The 18,314-nt window shown below is 67.4% G+C and carries 14 protein-coding genes and 1 tRNA gene; 6 read left to right on the top strand and 9 right to left on the bottom strand.

Annotated elements, in window-relative coordinates:
* Positions 1-86 precede the first annotated feature (86 nt).
* Positions 87-1,337 (top strand): ArsA family ATPase, encoded by a 1,251-nt coding sequence (locus MXF70_RS07725; RefSeq protein WP_248515046.1) that lies wholly within the window; start codon positions 87-89, stop codon positions 1,335-1,337.
* Between the two features lie 31 nt (positions 1,338-1,368).
* On the opposite strand, the gene MXF70_RS07720 is transcribed toward MXF70_RS07725, so the two are convergent.
* The 4 genes from MXF70_RS07720 to MXF70_RS07705 all read right to left on the bottom strand — a co-directional run bounded on the left by MXF70_RS07720 (position 1,369) and on the right by MXF70_RS07705 (position 6,699).
* Positions 1,369-2,256, bottom strand: coding sequence for an SDR family oxidoreductase (locus MXF70_RS07720; protein ID WP_248515045.1), 888 nt, complete (start codon positions 2,254-2,256; stop codon positions 1,369-1,371).
* A gap of 166 nt (positions 2,257-2,422) precedes the next feature.
* Entirely contained in the window at positions 2,423-3,289 is an 867-nt protein-coding gene (locus MXF70_RS07715; protein WP_248518371.1) for an endonuclease V, read from the bottom strand.
* 16 nt (positions 3,290-3,305) lie between these two features.
* Positions 3,306-4,259 carry a rhomboid family intramembrane serine protease gene (locus MXF70_RS07710; RefSeq protein WP_248515044.1) on the bottom strand — a complete coding sequence of 318 codons (954 nt, stop codon included), beginning with the start codon at positions 4,257-4,259 and terminating at the stop codon, positions 3,306-3,308.
* 202 nt (positions 4,260-4,461) lie between these two features.
* A complete protein-coding gene (locus MXF70_RS07705) occupies positions 4,462-6,699 on the bottom strand; it encodes a DEAD/DEAH box helicase (RefSeq protein ID WP_248515043.1) in 2,238 nt (745 codons plus the stop codon).
* Between the two features lie 167 nt (positions 6,700-6,866).
* On the opposite strand from MXF70_RS07705, the gene hemB reads away from it, so the two are divergent.
* Positions 6,867-7,874: a porphobilinogen synthase gene (hemB, locus tag MXF70_RS07700; protein ID WP_248515042.1), complete on the top strand. Its 1,008-nt coding sequence runs from the start codon at positions 6,867-6,869 to the stop codon at positions 7,872-7,874.
* A gap of 549 nt (positions 7,875-8,423) precedes the next feature.
* On the top strand, positions 8,424-10,112 hold the full coding sequence (locus MXF70_RS07695) for an ammonium transporter (protein WP_248515041.1): 1,689 nt from the start codon (positions 8,424-8,426) through the stop codon (positions 10,110-10,112).
* Between the two features lie 413 nt (positions 10,113-10,525).
* On the opposite strand, the gene MXF70_RS07690 is transcribed toward MXF70_RS07695, so the two are convergent.
* Positions 10,526-11,365 (bottom strand): DUF429 domain-containing protein, encoded by an 840-nt coding sequence (locus MXF70_RS07690; RefSeq protein WP_248515040.1) that lies wholly within the window; start codon positions 11,363-11,365, stop codon positions 10,526-10,528.
* 171 nt (positions 11,366-11,536) lie between these two features.
* Positions 11,537-12,040 carry a universal stress protein gene (locus tag MXF70_RS07685; RefSeq protein WP_248515039.1) on the bottom strand — a complete coding sequence of 168 codons (504 nt, stop codon included), beginning with the start codon at positions 12,038-12,040 and terminating at the stop codon, positions 11,537-11,539.
* A gap of 157 nt (positions 12,041-12,197) precedes the next feature.
* Between MXF70_RS07685 and uppS the strand changes: the two genes are divergently transcribed.
* Complete coding sequence (gene uppS, locus MXF70_RS07680) at positions 12,198-13,139, top strand: polyprenyl diphosphate synthase (protein ID WP_248515038.1); 942 nt, start codon at positions 12,198-12,200, stop codon at positions 13,137-13,139.
* Positions 13,140-13,236: 97 nt separating this feature from the next.
* Here the strand turns inward: uppS and MXF70_RS07675 are convergent, their stop codons facing one another.
* Positions 13,237-13,845, bottom strand: coding sequence for an undecaprenyl diphosphate synthase family protein (locus MXF70_RS07675; protein ID WP_248515037.1), 609 nt, complete (start codon positions 13,843-13,845; stop codon positions 13,237-13,239).
* Positions 13,846-14,071: 226 nt separating this feature from the next.
* On the opposite strand from MXF70_RS07675, the gene MXF70_RS07670 reads away from it, so the two are divergent.
* Positions 14,072-15,400 carry a DUF92 domain-containing protein gene (locus tag MXF70_RS07670; protein ID WP_248515036.1) on the top strand — a complete coding sequence of 443 codons (1,329 nt, stop codon included), beginning with the start codon at positions 14,072-14,074 and terminating at the stop codon, positions 15,398-15,400.
* Between the two features lie 179 nt (positions 15,401-15,579).
* Here the strand turns inward: MXF70_RS07670 and dnaG are convergent, their stop codons facing one another.
* Positions 15,580-17,073: a DNA primase DnaG gene (gene dnaG, locus MXF70_RS07665; RefSeq protein WP_248515035.1), complete on the bottom strand. Its 1,494-nt coding sequence runs from the start codon at positions 17,071-17,073 to the stop codon at positions 15,580-15,582.
* Positions 17,074-17,222: 149 nt separating this feature from the next.
* A complete protein-coding gene (locus tag MXF70_RS07660; protein ID WP_248515034.1) occupies positions 17,223-18,020 on the bottom strand; it encodes an Nmad3 family putative nucleotide modification protein in 798 nt (265 codons plus the stop codon).
* Between the two features lie 105 nt (positions 18,021-18,125).
* Here MXF70_RS07660 and MXF70_RS07655 point away from each other — a divergent pair.
* Positions 18,126-18,197 (top strand) — tRNA-Thr (locus tag MXF70_RS07655).
* The last annotated feature ends 117 nt before the right edge of the window (positions 18,198-18,314 follow it).

Genomic DNA, 18,314 nt, shown 5'->3' with positions numbered 1-18,314 from the left:
CCTATAGAGCCGTCAATACCCCCCACGGAGCGGGTGCGAGTGTCGACATCGACGCCCTGAACCGTTCGGCGCGCCGAACGCGGGGTATGAGCGACATCGACGTAGAGCCCGTCGACGACGCCGGAAGCGACGACGAGGACGACGGCGACGTTCCACCGACAGCAGACGACGCGACGGCGTCGGACGAGGACCGGGCTGTCACGGCGGAGAGTAGCCACAGCGTCGGTCACGAAGAGTCCGAATCCCTCGACGTAGACCGGCTTCCACCGGTCGCGAGCGACACGCCGGAGTTCGTCCTCTACGGCGGCAAAGGCGGCGTGGGCAAGACCACGATGGCTGCAGCGACCGGCCTCTCCTCTGCGGCAGCGGGCACCCGGACGCTCGTCGTCTCGACGGATCCCGCCCACTCCCTCTCGGATACCTACGAAGCCGAGATCGGTCCAGAACCGACGCGGCTGCGCGAGGACCTGCCGCTCTACGCGGCGGAGATCGATCCAGAGGCTGCGATGAACGAGGGAATGTCGATGTTCGGTGACGCTGGCGGGGCGGGCGGCGATGCCGCCGGAGGTGGCACGTCGTTCGATCAGGCCGGCGATGGAAGCGACGCCGGTGCTGGCGGCGGGATGGGCGGTCTCGGTGCGATGATGGGCGGCGGCAACCCGCTCCAGTCGATGCTCGGCGGGACGATGCCGGGGTCGGACGAGGCCGTCGCGATGCAACAGCTCGTCGAGTTCATGGACGACGACCGATTCGATCGGGTGGTCGTCGACACCGCGCCGACCGGCCACACGCTTCGACTGCTCGAACTGCCGGAGCTCATGGACTCGATGGTGGGCCGGATCCTGACCATGCGCGAGAAGATGTCCGGGCTGATGGACGGCCTGTCGGGGATGTTCGGCGGCGATACGGCCGACCCGGAGGCCGGCGCCGAGAGCCTTCGCGAGCTCTCCGATCGGATCGAGAGTCTGCGCAAGACGCTCACCGATCCCGCGCTGACGGATTTCCGGATCGTGATGGTGCCCGAGGAGCTTTCGGTCATCGAATCCGAACGACTCCTGCGCCAGCTCGACGATTTTTCGATCCCCGTCGAGACCGTCGTCGTGAACAAGGTGATGGAGGATCTCGCGGACGTCACCGACGACGTGCCCGCCGAGGACGTCGTGGCGCCGAATCTGGAGAACTGTGAGTTCTGCCAGCGCCGCTGGGACGTCCAGCAGCGAGCACTGAGCCGCGCCCAGGAGGTCTTCCGGGGCCGAGCCATTCAGCGTGTGCCGCTGCTCGCCGACGAGGTTCGCGGAGAGCGGTCGCTGCGGGTCATCGCGGCGTGTCTGGAGTGAGGGCAGTTGACTGGCGTGTCGGTCGGCCAGGTCAGGAGAGGACCCGCCGTGCGATCGCGAACAGTCGATCCCGCCAGCGCGCAGGAAGGAACCGCCCGAGCATCGCCACGGAGCCGGGCACGCCGACAGGGTACCGGGCATCGGGATCCTCACAGGTCGCAGCGTGATGAATCGCCTCGGCGACGGCCCGCGGTGAGGCGGCAGCGGGGCCGCCACCACCGATCGCGTTCAGGTCCTCGAACGCCGACCGGAACCACGGGTAGGCGTCGGTGGGCTGTAGCTCGTCGAGTTCTGACTCCGCACGGTCCGTGAATTCGGTGTCGACGGGCCCCGGCTCGATCACCGAGACCTCGATACCGAACTCCGACACCTCCTGCCGGAGCGAATCGGAAAGCGCCTCCAGCGCGTGTTTCGAACTGGCGTAGGCGCCGCCACCGGCGAAAGAGACCCGCCCCCAGAAGCTCGAAACGTTGACGATAGCGCCCCGTTCCTGGTGGCGCATGTACGGCAGCACCTCCCGGATGAGCCGGTGTGGGCCGTAGACGTTCACGTCGAACTGCGCGGCCATCGACTCGGTGGGGATCTCCTCGATCGGCCCGAACAGGCCGTAGCCAGCGTTGTTGACGAGCGCGTCGATCCGGCCGTCCTCCTCCATGATCCGATCGACGACGCGCCGGACGTCGGGTTGCTTCGTGACGTCGAGCTCGTCGACGGCACAGCCCGCCTCGGCGAGCTCCGCGAGGTCGTCGGTGTCCCGCGCCGTCGCGTACACCGTCCAGTCGTCTTCGAGGAAGGTCAGTGCGGTTGCTCGGCCGATCCCCGAGGAACAGCCCGTGATCAGGACCGTCCCCGGATCGCGACCGCTGTCGCTCGACGCACCGTCGGTGGGGAGCTCCCCGCGACGCGAATCGTCCGGCATGGGCGGACTGTCGGCACGACGGGTGTTAACTCCCGATGGTCCGCCGGCCCAGGGGACACCGGGGAGCGAAGGTGGCTGGCCGCTCGCCGCGCCGTCTGCAGGGGCCCAGGACCCGCCGCTAGGACAGCGGTGCCATGAATGCGGCCCCCCGAACGCGACGACCCGCTCACTCTGCCGCGGTCAGCTCGCCGACCCATCGATCGGCCAGCCGGATCGGCTCGGGAAGCTTGTACTCCTCTGCGGTCGCGAGCGCGATCGCCGCGGCGGTCTCCCAGCCGACGCGGTGGCCTGGACTGACGTACAGCGGATTGATCGATCGGTTGGGTGAGTCGAATTGTCGCGTCTGCACGGCGGCGCCGACGACCGTCCCCCGATCCGTCTCCATCGCGTCGTCGGCTTCGATCTGGACGATCGTTCCCGCTGGCAGATCGTCGAGGGAGTCGAAACCGGCCAGATCCGGGCGTGGTGTCCCACAGAGCAGCGACTTCGCGACGCCGATCGCGGGCAGATCCACGGTGACGCCGACGTGGGTCGCGATGCCGGCCTCTCGGAAGTGGATCCGACCGCTGCCGTCCAGCAAGAGTACGTCCGGTTCGACGGAGAGTTCGGCGAGCGCCGCCAGAATGGACTCGCCCTCGCGGAAGGAGAGGAGGCCGGGGATGTAGGGAATCTGGAGATCGCTGCCCGCGTGGACGCGCTCGATGACCTCGCCACCGCGCATTGCGACGACGGCGCTGACGGCTTCGTCGAACTCGCCGGGTCCCGCGGGTTCCCCATCGCTGGATTGGAACGCCTGGTCGATCCCCGCGACGATCGGTAGCTCCGACGCACCGGTGGCCGGATCGTCGGCAGTTGCAGGATCGCCAAGTTCCGTCTGTTCGGCGTCGCTTCTGGCGCTCGAGGCGACCGCTGCTGGATCGAAGTCGAACTCGTCAGCGAAGATCGCCTCGGCGGCGATCTCACGCTGGAGAGACTCCATCGCCTCACGATCGAGGCACGGGTCGGGAACGAAGTCGGGCCGCTGAACGGTCACCATGCCAGAGTCCGCCTCAGAAGCGCCGGCGTCCGCCACCCATCCCACCGCCACCGCCGCCACCGAACTGGAGTTTCCGGGGCGCTGTCACGCCCTGCTCCTTGAGATACTGGCCGTACGCCAGCCCGATCAGCAGGCCGGAGAGGTGGGCGACGTGACCGATGCCGCCGGCGCCGGGGCCGCCGACGCCGAGGGCAAACACCGAGAGGACGCCGTACCCGATGGTGAGCACCCACAGCGGCATCGGGATCGCGAAGAAGAGGAGGACGCGAAGGTCCGGGTTCAGGATCGTCAGCACGCCGAGAATCGCGAGGATCGCACCGCTGGCGCCCAGCCCGGCCATCGGCTCGTCGAGCAGGAGCGGCACCGCGACTGAGCCGACGCTCGCGAGAATACCGGCACCGAAAAACAGCGCGGTGAACCGCTTGCTCCCGATCCTCTTCTCGACGATCGGGCCGAAGAAGTACAGCGCGATCGAGTTGAACGCGATGTGGGCGATCCCGCTGTGGGCGAAGATCGAGGTGACGTAGGTCCAGACGTTCTCGGGACTCGTCGTCCGTACCATGAACAGTTTCCCCTCCAGTCCGTAGATCCCGCCCTCGTTCGTGAGCCGGAGGAACAGCTGCGCCGCGAACGTCAGCCACATCGCGACCAGGAACACGAACGTCATGTTGTTCCGGAAGTAACCCCGCCAGCCGCCGGTGCCGAAGGGGTCGTCGAAGACACCGGAGTCGTCCTCGGTGCCGATCGATCCGATTCCCCCGCTCGCCGAAGGACCCTGTCCCGCGTTCGGGCCGCCCGCGCTCGGCCCGCCACCCAGCGCTCCGCCGCCCTCGCCACCACTCCAGGCGTTCAGCCCCGGGCAGTCGTGGGACTCGGGCAGTCGGTGTTCGGTACAGAACTGCCCGCCGCAGCGTTTGCACTCGTATGGCATGTTCTCCGATTTGCCACACGCGTCGCACTCGGCCATTGGGCCTGCTTGGCTCGGACACGTGATGTGGTTTGTGGTCCGTTCGATGGCGTGGACGAGCAGTGGCGTCGAAACCGGTGCCGAGGATCGGCGTGGCGAGTCGCGTTGCTGGCTCGAATCCGCGTCTTCCCCCTCCACACCAGAACCTCCCGCCTGTTCCCTCATCTTCCCCACCCCACCACACTCCGCACCGCCAGACTGCTCACTCCAGGCGCGCCGCCAGCCGCTCCCGCGTGTCGCGGATTCGTTCCGTGGCGTCGCTTCCAACGTGGTCGGCGAGGGACTCCGTCGCAGCGAGGAGCCACTCCGCGCGCTCCGCGAATCGGCGGACGTCGCCGGGACCGACGTTGTACCCCTCGACGAGCTGGTCGATCGGCGCGCCGTCGGCGTACTCGGCGAGCAGCCGGGCGGTTTTGAGCGAGGAGAGCCAGGCGTGGAACTCGCCCTCGAACTCCTGGATGGGACGAGCGAGTTCGCCCTCCTCCCGGAACGCGAACTCGGAGAGCTCGCCGGCCTCGGCCTGACCGACGTACCGCGTCGGCATCTCCGCGGTGTCACAGATCATCTCACAGACAGTCAGGGGCGTGATCCGGTCCAGGTCGTCCGCGCGTTCGAGCGCCGCGACGACGTCCGCGCCGGTCGCCGGGTCGACGTAGACCCGAGAGACGAGCGCGCCGAGTTCGGTCGCGACCAGCTGCTCGCCAGCGGATTCGGCTCCCTGATCGGAGGTCGCCGTGGGAGGCTCGCCGTCGCCGACGAGCATCCCGGCGTCGACCAGGCGGTCGATCGCGTCGGCAGCGGTCGCCTGCAGCGAATCGCCGTCGCTACGGTGGGCCCGGAACGTCTCCTCGAGCAACGACGCGAGCTGGACGCGGGAGTCCGCGATCCCGCCCGCGACGGAGGCCAGCACGTGCGGTCTGAGGGCCCGCGGTTCGTCCAGCTTCGAGGCAACCGGCGCCGGCTCGCATTCGAGGTAGCGCTCGCGAAGCTGCGCCCGTTCGTCCCCGTCCTCGGCGACGAGGATCGCCTCGCCGTAGGGGTCGAGCCCCGGTCGGCCGGCGCGGCCGAACATCTGGCGGATCTCGAGCGGCGAGAGCGGCTCGGTACCGCCGTCGCCGTAGCGCTCGTGATCGCGGACGATCACGCGCCGAGCGGGGACGTTGACGCCGGCGGCGAGCGTCGGCGTCGCACAGAGCACCCGGAGGTCGCCGGAGCGGAAGCCGTCTTCGACGAGCGATCTGTGGTCGGCGGCCAGACCAGCGTGGTGGAAGGCCACGCCCGAGGCAGCGACGTCCGCGAGCGATTCGCCCGTGATCGTTTCCGCTGCGTCCGAGAGAGCGGTCGCGGTCCTCGTTGCGTTCGAAGTTTCGTTTGCGTCTGCAGTTGCAGATGCAGTTTCGGCCGAGGCTGCAGATTCGGATGCTGGCTCGGATGCGTACTCGGATGCAGACTCGGTTGAGGACGTACGCGACTCGTTCGGTTCGGACGGCTCGACGTCGATTGCCAGCGCGCCGGCGAGCGTGGTGGCGAGCTCTCTGGCCTCACGTCGGGAGCTGACGAACACGAGACACTGACCCTCGGCGTCGAGTGCGTCCGCGACGAGGTCGACGGTCGGCGAGCGCTCCTCGTCGGTACTCTCGGAAGCTGTGGTGGCGGCATCGGCTGCAGCTCCAGCACCGTCCCCCCCGTCGGCGTCAGCATCGGCGACCGGCTCGATTGTTCGCTCTTCGCGGTCCTCTCCCCCACCGAGAACGAGCGATCCATCTGCGTAGATTCCGGTCCGTAGCTCGACCGGGCGCCAGTCGCTCCGAACGACGGTCGCGTCGAGCCACTCGCCGATCTCGTCGGCGTTGGGCACCGTCGCGGAGAGCGCGACGAGCTGGACGTCGGGGTTGAGGCGCCGGAGTTTCGCGATCGTGACCTCCAGGGTCGGCCCGCGGCCGGCGTCGTCGAGCAGATGGACCTCATCGAGGACGGCGCAGGCGACCCGCTCGACCCAGTCCGCACCGTGGCGGATCGCGGCGTCGACCTTTTCGGCGGTCGCCACGACGACGTCGTGGCCCGCGAGCTCCTCGTCGGTGGCGTCGAAGTCTCCGCTGGCGACGCCGACGCTGATCCCGGGGATCTTCTCGAAGGTCGCAGCTTTCTCCGTGGCGAGCGCGCGCAGTGGGACGACGTAGACCGCCGTCGGACTCGCTTCGCTCGACCCAGGAGCATCGTCGTCCGCTGGACGGCGTGACGCGGGGCCGGCGGCAGTGAGCGCGGCGAGCTGGGCGATCATCGTCTTCCCGCTGGCGGTCGGGACCGCTGCAACGACGGACTCGCCGGTACAGATGCCAGCGTCGACCGCGCTGGCCTGTGGCGGATAGAGTTCCTCGATACCCTGCGCCTCGAAGTGAGCGACGTACGCGGGGTCGAGGGGCAGGTCGGCGACGCGCATTGGGCCTACCTGGGCCGGCTTCCTACGTAAACGTTCGTCGAGCGGGGAGAAAGTGGATCGAATCGGCAGGCTGGCCGGGAGCCAGTGGTCTATTGCTCTGGACAGTAGGGTGGCGGCAAAGTGTTCGGACCGGTGGAGTTTTTCGCGCAGGCGCCCGACGCACGCATATGCACCCGAGCGAGCGACCACGCCGGCTCCGTCGCGACGGGCTCCGTGAGCTGGTCTCGGAGACCGACCTCGCCGCATCGGATCTGGTCGCCCCCGTGTTCGTCGACGCGACCACCGACGAGCGCGTGCCGATCGAGTCGATGCCGGGCCACGAGCGCGTCCCCGTCGACGACGCCGTCGAACGGACAGCGGAGGTCCTCGAAACCGGCGTCGAGACGATCATGCTCTTTGGAATTCCCGAATCGAAGGACGAGCAGGGATCGCGAGCCTGGGCCGAGGATGGCCTGATCCAGCGCGCGACGCGTGCGATCACCGCGGAGACGAACGCGACGGTGATCACGGACGTCTGTCTCTGTGAGTACACCGAACACGGGCACTGCGGCGTGCTCGAACCCGGTGTGGGGGGCGAAACCGAACACAGCGATGGCGACCAGGAGGCTGACCTCACCGTCGACAACGACGCGACGCTCGACCTGCTCGGCAAGATTGCGACTTCGCACGCGGACGCGGGTGCTGACGTGATTGCACCCTCGGGGATGATGGACGGGATGGTCGGTGCGATCCGTACGGCGCTCGACGACGACGGCTACGACGCCGTGCCGATCATGAGCTACGCCGCGAAGTACGAATCGGCGTTCTACGGGCCCTTTCGCGACGCCGCCGACGGCGCGCCGGCCTTCGGCGACCGGCGACATTACCAGATGGATCCCGCGAACGCCGAGGAGGCCGAGCGAGAGGTTCGCCTCGACGTCGAGCAGGGTGCTGACATGCTGATGGTCAAACCCGCGTTACCGTATCTCGACGTCGTTCGACGCGTCGACGAGTCCTTCGACAGGCCGGTCGCCGCGTACAACGTCTCCGGGGAGTACGCGATGTTACACGCGGCGGCGGATCGGGGGTGGCTCGATCTCGAGGACGTGGCGTTGGAGTCGCTGCTCTCGATCAAGCGTGCAGGTGCCGACGTGATCGTGACCTACTTCGCAGAAGACGTTGCAGAGCGACTCTGACTTTCGAAATCTGCCGTTTCTGTTCCAATTCCATCGGATTCTGAGCGTCGAATGCGGAGACGCCATACAGTCCGCCGATCGCCGCAGTTGACGTACGTCGATCGACGGACGGCGTCTCGATCGAACGAGAGTTCACGACCGTACACAGCTGGTTGGGATTCCCGGACGCGTCGCCAGCCCCCATCTGGCAATTCCTGCCGCGCGCGGCGGCCACATTCGGCCGAAGACGGTGCAAGACTTGCGAAATGGGCACTCCCGGCAACCGAGCTAGTTTGACGAACGTCCGAAACCCGTGATTCCGGACCGCGGTCTCCGACCACACAACCACCTTATATCCAACTATACAGATTATATCTCCGACGAGCGCCCCCCGATGACGTTATTATTGGACATACAACAACGCTAAGTCTTATATCCAAATGGTTCAAGCAGACTATCCGTGATGCGCAAGACGAACGATCACGAATTGGGTGAATCGAGTTACGATCGGAGGAAGTCCGGCTTCCTCGGTTCTAAGACCACGATCGGCTGTGAAGAGGTGCCGTCCGTATGTTGAGCGCTCTGCCCGCACAGATCAGCGCGGACACCGCCTCCGCGATCAACTACTCGTGGATTCTGGTCGTCTCCTTCCTAATCTTCTTCATGCACGCGGGCTTCGCCATGCTCGAAGCTGGGCAGGTCCGCTCGAAGAACGTCGCGAACCAGTTGACGAAGAACCTGCTAACCTGGTCGGTCGGGGTTCTCGCTTTCCTGCTGATCGGATCGGGGCTCGCCCCACTCGTGGGCGACCTGATCGGGTCGACCGGCGGCTGGGCATTCACGCCGAACAACTCGGCGGCATCCTGGGGTACCGGCTGGTTCTACGGCGCAGTGTTCGCGATGACGGCGGCGACGATCGTGTCCGGCGCGGTCGCAGGGCGTGCGAAGCTCCGCGCCTACATCGCGTACACCTTCCTGCTGGCAGCCGTGATCTACCCGGTCGTCCTCGCGATGACCTGGTCCGGTGCCTGGGTCACCGAGTTCCTCGATACTCCCTTCCAGGACTTCGCGGGCGGCATGATCGTCCACGGCATGGGCGGTATCGCCGGCCTCACCGCTGCCTGGATGCTCGGTCCGCGCATGGATCGGTACAACGAGGACGGGAGCGTCAACGTCATCCCTGGCCACTCGCTCACGTTCGCAGTGCTGGGAACGCTTCTGCTGGCCTTCGGCTGGTACGGGTTCAACGTCGGCACGGCGTCGATCGTCGTGCAGGAAAGTGGTGAGTGGGTGCTCAACGGGGGCGTCCTCGGCCGCGTCGTGTTGACGACCACCGTCGCAATGGCGATGGGCGCGATCGGCGCAGGCGGCGTTGCGTGGTTCAAGACCGGCAAGGTCGACACGCTCTACGTCGCCAACGGTATGCTCGCCGGCCTCGTCGGCATCACGGCGATTCCGAACGTCACCACGTGGTGGGGCGCGTTCGTCGTCGGCGGTCTCGCCGGTGCGCAGCTCCCGCTCGTCTTTGGCTTCGTCGAGAAGACGCTCAAGATCGACGACGTCTGTGCGGTCTTCCCGGTCCACGGCTCTGCAGGCGTGCTCGGGACGCTGCTCTACCCGTTCGTCGCGACCGACGCGGCGCTGGGCGGAACCAGTATCGGCGAAGCGTTCATCGCCCAGCTGCTGGGCGTCGCGATGATCACGGCCTGGACGGTCGCCGCGACCGCAGCGATCTGGGGCGGTCTCAAGGCCATCGGGCAGGCACGCGTCACGCCCGAACACGAGCGTGAGGGCCTCGACGTCTCCGAACACGGCGTCGACACCTACCCAGAGTTCGGCAAGCCCGACATCGCGGCGGATGGCGGCACGGCGATCCCGGAAGAGAAGCTCCGAACTGACGGCGGCGAGTTCGCCGCCGACATCGAGATGGTCATGGCCGTCGTCCGACCCGACCGCCTCGGTGCCGTGAAGAAGGCGCTCGCGGAAGTTGGCGCACCGTCGCTGACGGTCACGAACGTCTCCGGCCGCGGCTCACAGCCCGCGAAGAAGGGCCAGTGGCGCGGCGAGGAGTACACGGTCGACCTTCATCAGAAGGTCAAAATCGAGTGCGTCGTCTCCGACGTCCCCGCCGAGGAGGTCGTCGAAGCGATCCGCGAGGCCGCCAACACCGGCGAGCCCGGTGACGGCAAGGTCTTCGTCCTCCCCGTCACGTCAGCCACGCAGGTGCGAACCGGCGAGACCGGCGTCGACGCAGTCTGAGCGGACGGCTCGATCTCGAATCGGTTCGGTGCGGTTTCGCGTTTCTTCTTTCGGAAGCCAGGATCGAGGAGCGGCAGCGCCGATGAACAGCTACAGTAGTTTGGCGAACCGATTAACCACGGCAGGTGAGGCGGTTCCCGTTCAAAAGCGTCCGCGAGCGACCGAAGGGAGCGAGCGGTTCGCCGATAGTGAGGGACGAAGCCCCGAGCTATCGGTCTTTTTTGGTCTTCTGGCGAGCGGAGCGAGCCAGAGCTCGCGAGAGCTTCGCTCTCGCGGTGCAGATTTTTTCTAGGAGGGTTCCCGCAGTCGTTCGAAAGACGCTTCGCGTCTTTCGTGATGACGAGAGAGCTTCGCTCTCTCGAACCACGAGCCTCCGGCTCGCGAGGAAACCCGACAAGAAAAAAGGTAGGTGGTCAGGCGTAGATCTTGCCCTCGATCCGCGTTCTGGCGTCGACGGTTCCCGGAGAGGTCGGTTCGCCGCGCTCCAGCGCCATCGTCACGCCGACAGCGGCGAGTACCGCATCGAGCGCATCGCCGTCCGGCTCAGCGATCGCCGACTCTCGGACGTCAGGCGCGATCGTTGCCGGTCCCGCAACGAGCGAGTCGACGATCTCGGCTCGGCGCTCTTCGGCAGCTTCGTCGTCGTTTTTGTACCCCTCGGCGTCGAGTCCAAGCCGATCCAGCGTCACGGCAGGGCAGGCCTCGACCAGCCACGCGACGCCAGGGTTCGGCGGGAGCATCGGCAGCACGCTCGCAGCGTCGGCCTGGACGAGCGGAGCGAGCACCGACGAGATGGCGTAGTAGGTGCTCGATCGCATCCGGAGATTGTACGGAGAGAAGGGCGCACCGGTCTCGTCGTCGGTCGCGCGCTTGAGTTCGACGCGGTCGCGATCGAGTGTCTCCGCGCGATCGCGGCAGGCCTCGGCCCACTCGGTCGGCCCCGCTGCGTCGTTTGGGAATGCTTGCGCGAACGCCGGCCAGGTCCCCTCGTCGACGAGCTCGGCCGGGAGGCCGAACGGAACGTCCATGCCGATGATCGCGTCGTCGGCACCGGCGAGGAACGACCGGAGCGCCGGCAGGCACTCCTCGCGATCGGCGGCGGAGCCAGGGAGCGCCTCGCCGGGGAAACAGCCCTCGACGAGGAGCGTGCCCTCCCGCCGGGTTGCACTCGCCAGCCAGACGTTCCGTCCGGCGTCCTGTGCGCCGCTGAAGTCGATACCGTAGATCCGGCGGCGGCCCGTGGTCGAACTCACCGGAACCGCCCCCGCGCTCGCCGGTCGGGGCGCTGTGGCCGCGATCCTCGTCCGGTCGGACCGTACCGTGAACCCCCGTCACGTCGGCACATGCCAGACCGATTTCGGGGCCTCCTACAAGTAGCTCCTGCCCGATTTCGCCCATATCGACCCGGTCTGGCCGAATTCGACTCAGTCGCCGACAGAGGGAAGAACGACGACCGGCCGATCCGCGCCTGCCAGCACTGCCGCCGCGGTAGACCCCAGCTCGCCCTCGGGGAGCTCCAGTCCGGCCTCGGGGGACTCTTCGGCCGAGTCCATCGTTCCGGCGCGACGACCGAGCACGATCTCGTCCACGTCGAACGTCGAAGCAGCGTCGAGGAGTTCGGCGGCGACGTCGCCAAGACGCTCGACGGTGTCGACCTCCGGAACCGCCAGACGGACGCCGATCACGTTCAGTGCTTCTAGCCCGTCGCGTTCGGCCGTCGAATCGACGGCGAATCCTGTTGGAGTAGCCGCATCGGCAGTATCAGCGGTGGATGCGTCCACGGCGCCAGCGTCCTCTCCGGCCGCGTCGCTCTCCGTCGCGTGGACCGTGACGGCGACCACCTCGTCGTCGACACCGAGGCGTCTGCCGAGATAGTCACTCACGGCGGCCGCGGTGTGGACGGTGTCGACCGCAGCGAGATAGCGCATTATCCCTCGTTTCGCGCACTGGCCCAAAACCGTGGCGTCGCCCAGTTGGCGCGACGCAGACGAGCAGAGTGCGAGCACAGCCCACGATTGGGAGCGCGCTGACGGAAACCTACAAATGGCGAGCGAGCGATTTCGACATTGTGACGGAGTGGTACCCGTGATCGAGTGGCTTCGAACCCGGATACACAAGGCGTACGAGCGCCAGCTCGTGCGAGCGATCGACGAGCCGCCGGCGCACGTCGCAGTCATCCAGGACGGCAACCGCCGATACGCCCGCAAACACGGTGCCGACGCGAGCGACGGCCACCGCGAGGGCGTCAAGACGACCCAGGACGTCCTCGAGTGGTGCCAGACGCTCGGTATCGAGGAACTGACCCTCTACACGTTCTCGACGGAGAACTTCGATCGGCCGCAGGAACAGCTCGACGTCATCTTCGATCTCGCCGAAGAGAAGCTCTATGACTTCGCCGACGCCGATCGCGTCCACGAGAACGAGGTTTCGATTCGGGCGATCGGCGACGTCCCGCGACTGCCCGAACGGGTGCAGGAGGCCATCGATTACGCCGAGGAGCGCACCGAGGGGTACGACGAGTTCGTGCTCAACATCGCGCTGGCCTACGGTGGCCGGGAGACGATGCTCTCGGCGGCCCGCGACGTCGTGGACGCCGCGGCGACCGGGGAGATCGACCCCGCCGAGATCGACGTGGACACGGTCGCGGATCGGCTGTACGATCGGCGAGTCCGAGACGTCGACCTGATCGTCCGGACCGGCGGCGATCAGCGGACCAGCAACTTCCTCCCCTGGCACGCGAACGGCAACGAGGCTGCGGTGTATTTCTGTGCGCCCTACTGGCCGGAGTTCTCTCGCGTAGATTTCCTGCGCGGCCTCCGGACGTACGAACACCGAGAGGAGTCCTGGCGGCGCACCCGCGCCCGGCGCGGACTCGCGCTTGTGCGCGCGCTGGGGGGCGTCGAACTCGCCGAGGCACGCGAGACCATCAGGCGCTGTCGCGACGCGCTGCCAGCCGGAGAGCGACCGGCCGACGGCGAGCCGCCCGAGGTTCCCGAATCCTCCGACGTGGCGGCCTCGAGCGAGTGACTGGCGTCGAGAGAGAGAACCTACAGTCGAAAGCGACCGAGCGATGAGCGGCGGAATCGAGAAAGTCGCTATCGATCAGCAGCGCGTCGCACCGATGTCACTGTCCGAAGCGTCGCGAGCGGTCGGTATACTCTCTGATTGCGCGCAAATAGTCCCGTTTGCGGAAATCTCGCCAGTTGACGTCTGTGAAATACAGCTCCGAGTAGACTGACTGCCAGATCATGAAATCCGAGAGGCGCTCGGCACCGGTCTTGATCACGAGATCCGGCTCCTCTGCGAGGACGAGTTCGGACTCGATGTCGGCCTCGTCGATCTTCGCGGGGTCGAGGTCGCCGTTCGCGGCCTCCTCCGCCAGCGATCGGACGGCTTCCGTGAACTCGTGTTTGCCACCGAGACCGACGCTGACCTGAATCGGCGCGTCTGAGTCGGTGCGTTCGTCGGGCCCGTGAACGGCAGTATCGCGTGGCGTAGCGGCGGATTCGAGCCCGCGGCGTAACGGCGCGACTGCCTCTGGATCGAGGACGCTGACGTAGACGGTGACCCGCTCGGCGCCGTAGGCGAACGCCCACTCGAGAAACTCCGACAGCGTGTCGTATGCGCCCGGCTCGAGCAGGTCACGCTCGGTGATGACGAGCGCGACGTGGGCAGGCGGCGTGCCCTCGGCGGACCGTACCCGCAACGCGAGGTACCGATCGTAGAGTCCCACGATGTGGGCCGACGGCCGTCTCCATCTAAAACCGTCTGATTCCCGGAGCGAATCGGGCCCCTCTCGGACCCTCGCCAGACCTCGTCGACCCCCAGAACCTTTGCTACGGCCAATGCGCCAGTGGAATTACCCGCACGGCGCTGCCTGTGGCCCAGAGTAGGCACGGATTACCGCGCAGTCGGGGGTTCGGGAGCGTTAAGTGGTCCTCCGCGAAAGCCCCGATACTGTGAACTCGAGCGTGCGGCGAGCCAGCGCCTTCGGTGGAGTGGGGGCGCTCGCACTCGCTGCGCCGCTGCTGGGACGAGCCGCGATCGTCCCCTTCGTCGTCGTCGCCGCAGCAGCGCTCGCGATAACGCGGGGACCGGTGTTCGAGCTGTTCGCCCGCCCCGCTGACCGCGAGGCCGGGCGGCTTCGCGCACTCTTCGACTTCGCGCTCGCGGCGACCGTTCTCGGCGGCCTCTCCGTCTTCGGCGACCTCCCGGTCACGGTGTTCGCCGGCAGCGTGCTCCTCGTCGCGATCGGAAACGTCGGCGCGGAGGTCGTTAGAGCGCACTCCTCGGTCGCACCGACGCTTGGCTTCCTCGGCGCCGGGACCGCTGGCGCCGCGATCGGCATGGCCGGCACGACGCTGCTCGCCGGCGATTCGATCGAAGCGGGAAGCCTGCTGTTGCTCTGTCTGACCGGCGCGCTCGTCGGCGCGCTGATCCGATCGATGCTGTTCCCCAGGGACGAGCCCCCAGTGCTCCTGACCGTCGGGCTGGTCCTCTGGTTCCTCTCGGCCGTCGACGCTGGCGCGGATCCCAGCGCAGTCGCGATCGCCGTCGCAGTGATGGTGGTCTTCGGCGTCCTCTCATACGTCCTCGACACTGCGTCGCTGGAGGGCGTGCTCGCGGGCGTCCTGCTCGGGCTCGTCACGATCGTGCTCGCGGACTACGCGTGGTTCGGACTGCTGCTCACGTTCTTCGGCGTCGGCGGACTCGCGACGAAGTTCCGTTACGAGACGAAGCTGGAGCGTGGGGTCGCCGAAGAGAACGGCGGCAACCGTGGGGGAACGAACGTGCTCGCGAACTCGCTGGTCGCCGTCGGCGCGGTCTGTACGCTCGCCGCTGTCGAGGCAGGATTCCTCGAGGCACCGACGGCGCTCGTTCCATTCGCCTTCGCTGGGGCAGTCGCGACCGCACTCGGCGACACGCTCTCCAGCGAGATCGGCGGCGCGTTCGACGGCACCCGCCTAATCACCTCGTTGAAGCCGGTGCCGCCAGGAACCGACGGGGCCGTCACGTGGCAGGGAACCGCCGCGGGCGCGATGGGCACCCTCACCATTGGCGTGCTCGCCTTCCTCGCCTTCCCCGAGATTTCGCTCGTCGGCGCGGTCGCGATCGCACTCGGTGGCGCAACCGGCATGACCGTCGACTCGCTGCTCGGTGCCGTCATCGAGGGGACGATTCTCGGGAACTCCGGCGTCAACTTCACGGCGACGCTCGCCGGAGCGCTCGCGGCAGCCGGTTTCGCGGTCGCTGCTGGGGTCGTGACGGTCACCGGCGTGACCTTCTGACTGCAGTCGGCGTCGACTCCGCCGACAGACTGTGGGAACTACGACGACTTCCAGCAGTAGCTCTCTCGCTCTCTGGTTCAGCATCGCACGCCATATTGCGAATCCAACCGCGCAGCTGTCCAGCCATCAGGATCCTGCACCCCACACTGAACACTACCGCGCAACGCTACCGCAGCCGACTACTCGCCGAGGAGCGCCGACGCCGCCCTAATCCGGACGTCCGTCGGGCGTTTCGCGAACTCCCCGAGCTCGACCGCGACGATCTCGCGAACGCCCCGCTGGGCGGCGAGATCGAGGAGTCGCTGGTCGAGCGTTGCGTCGAGGACGATCGTCGCCGGAACTGCGTCCGCGTCCCGGAGAGACTCGAAGGCGTCCGATGCGTCGACGGTCGCAAGCTCCTCGGTCTCGCCGTCGAGAAACCGTGCCTCGTCGGTACCCACGATATCCTCGACGTGGTCGTGGATCGTTCGGGGGACGTCTGCGGCATCGGACGCGGCCGTCTCGGATCCGGACTGCTCCGTTGCCGCCGTATTCGTCGGGTTTTCCGAACGATCGGCGTCCGTTCCAAGCTCGTCGTCAGCACGCTCGGCAGCATCACGGCCGGCATTGTCGGGCTGGGCGGTCCTGGCTGTCCCCTCGTCGTCCTCCGAGGGCGTCGGATCGGTCGAATCGGCGCGGTCGTGGCCGTCCTCGGGAGCGTCGGCGGATTCCACCCCGTCGAGGTCGGTCACCGAGTCGCCATCCTCCTCGGCGAGCGCAGAGTCGTCGACCGCGTCGGGGCCGTCGGGATCGCTACCCGTGCTGGGCGTCTGGATCGCCGTCCCCCCGGAGGTTCGGGCTCGGGCGGCGTCGGCGAGATCGCTCGCACTGGCAGCGTCGCCGAGCGCGCCGACGTCGACGGTGCTCCGGAGCGCCGCGAGGATCTCCGATCGGGAGAGGTCCTCGACGGAGCGGTCGATGGGCGCGAAAGCCACCGCGTCGACGTCACCGATCTGCCGGAGCTCCTGGAGGATCAACTCGCCGCCGCGGTCTCCATCGAGAAACGTCGTGGTCCGGCGCTCGCGGCTGAGTTCGGCGACGGACTCGGGGACGTCGGTCCCCTCCACGGCGATGGCGTTCTTGACGCCGGCAGCGAGCAGCGCCTTCACGTCGGCGCGGCCCTCCACGACGACGATCGCGTCGCCGTCGGCGACGCTCGGCCCGGCTGGGAGCTCCTCGTAGGTCGTGACGTCGGCGGTCGCGACGCGGCGGCGGACCTCTTCGACGATCTCGTCGCTCGTCGCGCCTTCGAACTCCTCGAGTAGAAGCTGCTGGGCGCGGTCGACGACGTTCCGGCGCGTGGCTGCGCGCACGTCTTCGAGATTGGTCACCTCGATGCTCGCGCGGCAGGGCCCGACGCGGTCGATCGTCTCGAGTGCGGCCCCGAGGGTCGCAGTCTCGACGCGATCGAGACTCGTTGCGATCGTGATTTCGCCGGCGGACTGGCCGCCTGCGGCCTGTACCTCGACGTCGATCCGGCCGAGCTTCGAGGACTCCTGGAGCCGACGGATGTCGAGCTCCTCGCCGAGGAGGCCCTCGGTCTGGCCGTAGACGGCGCCGACGACGTCGCTTCGCTCGACGATACCGTCTGCAGCGAACGCGGCGTGGATGAGATACTTCGCAGAGTTGTCCATGGGTAGTGGGCGACGGGGACGTTCGATCGATCCGTCGACCCGAAGGTTGGCTCCATCTAAGACGATGAGCACGCAAAGTCCTATCGGATGAGAGAGATGCGAGCGACCGCACCCGATCTTGCGCCCCCAATTGGGCGGCCCTGCGCCAGTCAGCGCGATGCCTCGACGACGGACGCGAGCGCTGCGGTCGGGTCTTCCTCGAACCGGAGCGGCCGTCGCCACCACGGCCCCTTCCCGGAGTCCGCAGAGAGCTCGGTGACGATCGCGTTCGCATCGGTGCCACCCGCCGGCGTCGACAGGGGAATCGCGGTGTCGAGCAGCCCGGAGCGCTCGGGAGTGCCGAGCAGGAACACCGCCGCGTCGGTGGTCTCCCGTCTGACGTGTGCGTTCTCCGCGAGGCGCGCACGAACGCTCGCGGGACAGTCGTCGAGTTCCTCGCCGGCGATCGGGTCGCGATCGAGTTCGAACGCGCCGATCACGAACGCACCCCACTCAGGTGGGCGCCAGTCCTCGACCGCCGGGTCGCTCGACCCCTCGGCCACAGCCTCAGTGGGAACTGCGTCGGGAAGCGCACGTGGTGGTTCGGCCGATCCCTCGCCGTAGTCGACCGTCCGGAGCGTCGCGTAGAAGTAGACGAAGTCGCCCGATTCGAGGTCGAGCAGCGGTGCAGCCTTCACGCCGTAATCGTCGCCGTAGGTGTACTCGCTGCAGTGGGGATACTCGGCGAACGACGGATCGAGGTGGAGCTGCGTGTCGCGGTGGGCCGCTGGAATCTCGATCGGCAGATCGAGGTCGGCGTAGGTCGGGACGTCGTCGGCAGCTTCAGCAGCGATGGGCTCGCGCTCGGGGATCGGCACGTAGACAGCGCTCCCGTCGGGGTGAATCGGCCCACGGAACCCCGGTAGCGAGCTGTTGGCGCCGACGTTGATCGCGACCGCTCGTGGCACGATCGGAGGTGGTCTCGGGGCGGGAAAAGCTTCGCGCCGTCAGGTGGTTCGGCGGTGGCCGTATCGAAACGTTCAAACTTGCTACCGGGCAAGGATGGGCTGCGTGCCTGGGTAGCTTAGTGGTAAAGCGCGTCCTTGGTAAGGACGAGACCCCGGATTCAAATTCCGGCCTAGGCTTTCTCGCGACGCAACGACCGAGGAGCGACAGCGACGAGGAAGGCTGGAGCGAGGAAGCCGACCCCGGGATTTGAATCCCTGCCAGTCGGAGCGCGAACGGAGCGAAGCGGAGTGAGC

It is taken from the genome of Salinarchaeum laminariae (genome assembly GCF_023204835.1).
Lineage (GTDB): Archaea > Halobacteriota > Halobacteria > Halobacteriales > Salinarchaeaceae > Salinarchaeum > Salinarchaeum laminariae.
The sequence above is the reverse complement of the archived record's forward strand: the minus strand, read 5'-3'. Positions and strand labels throughout refer to the sequence as shown.

Excerpts from the sequence above, each read along its gene's own strand:
- MXF70_RS07725 (WP_248515046.1), top strand. The coding sequence starts at position 87 with ATGAGCGACATCGACGTAGAGCCCGTCGACGACGCCGGAAGCGACGAC.
- MXF70_RS07720 (WP_248515045.1), bottom strand. The coding sequence starts at position 2,256 with ATGCCGGACGATTCGCGTCGCGGGGAGCTCCCCACCGACGGTGCGTCG.
- MXF70_RS07710 (WP_248515044.1), bottom strand. The coding sequence starts at position 4,259 with ATGGCCGAGTGCGACGCGTGTGGCAAATCGGAGAACATGCCATACGAG.
- MXF70_RS07705 (WP_248515043.1), bottom strand. The coding sequence starts at position 6,699 with ATGCGCGTCGCCGACCTGCCCCTCGACCCCGCGTACGTCGCTCACTTC.
- hemB (WP_248515042.1), top strand. The coding sequence starts at position 6,867 with ATGCACCCGAGCGAGCGACCACGCCGGCTCCGTCGCGACGGGCTCCGT.
- MXF70_RS07695 (WP_248515041.1), top strand. The coding sequence starts at position 8,424 with ATGTTGAGCGCTCTGCCCGCACAGATCAGCGCGGACACCGCCTCCGCG.
- MXF70_RS07685 (WP_248515039.1), bottom strand. The coding sequence starts at position 12,040 with ATGCGCTATCTCGCTGCGGTCGACACCGTCCACACCGCGGCCGCCGTG.
- dnaG (WP_248515035.1), bottom strand. The coding sequence starts at position 17,073 with ATGGACAACTCTGCGAAGTATCTCATCCACGCCGCGTTCGCTGCAGAC.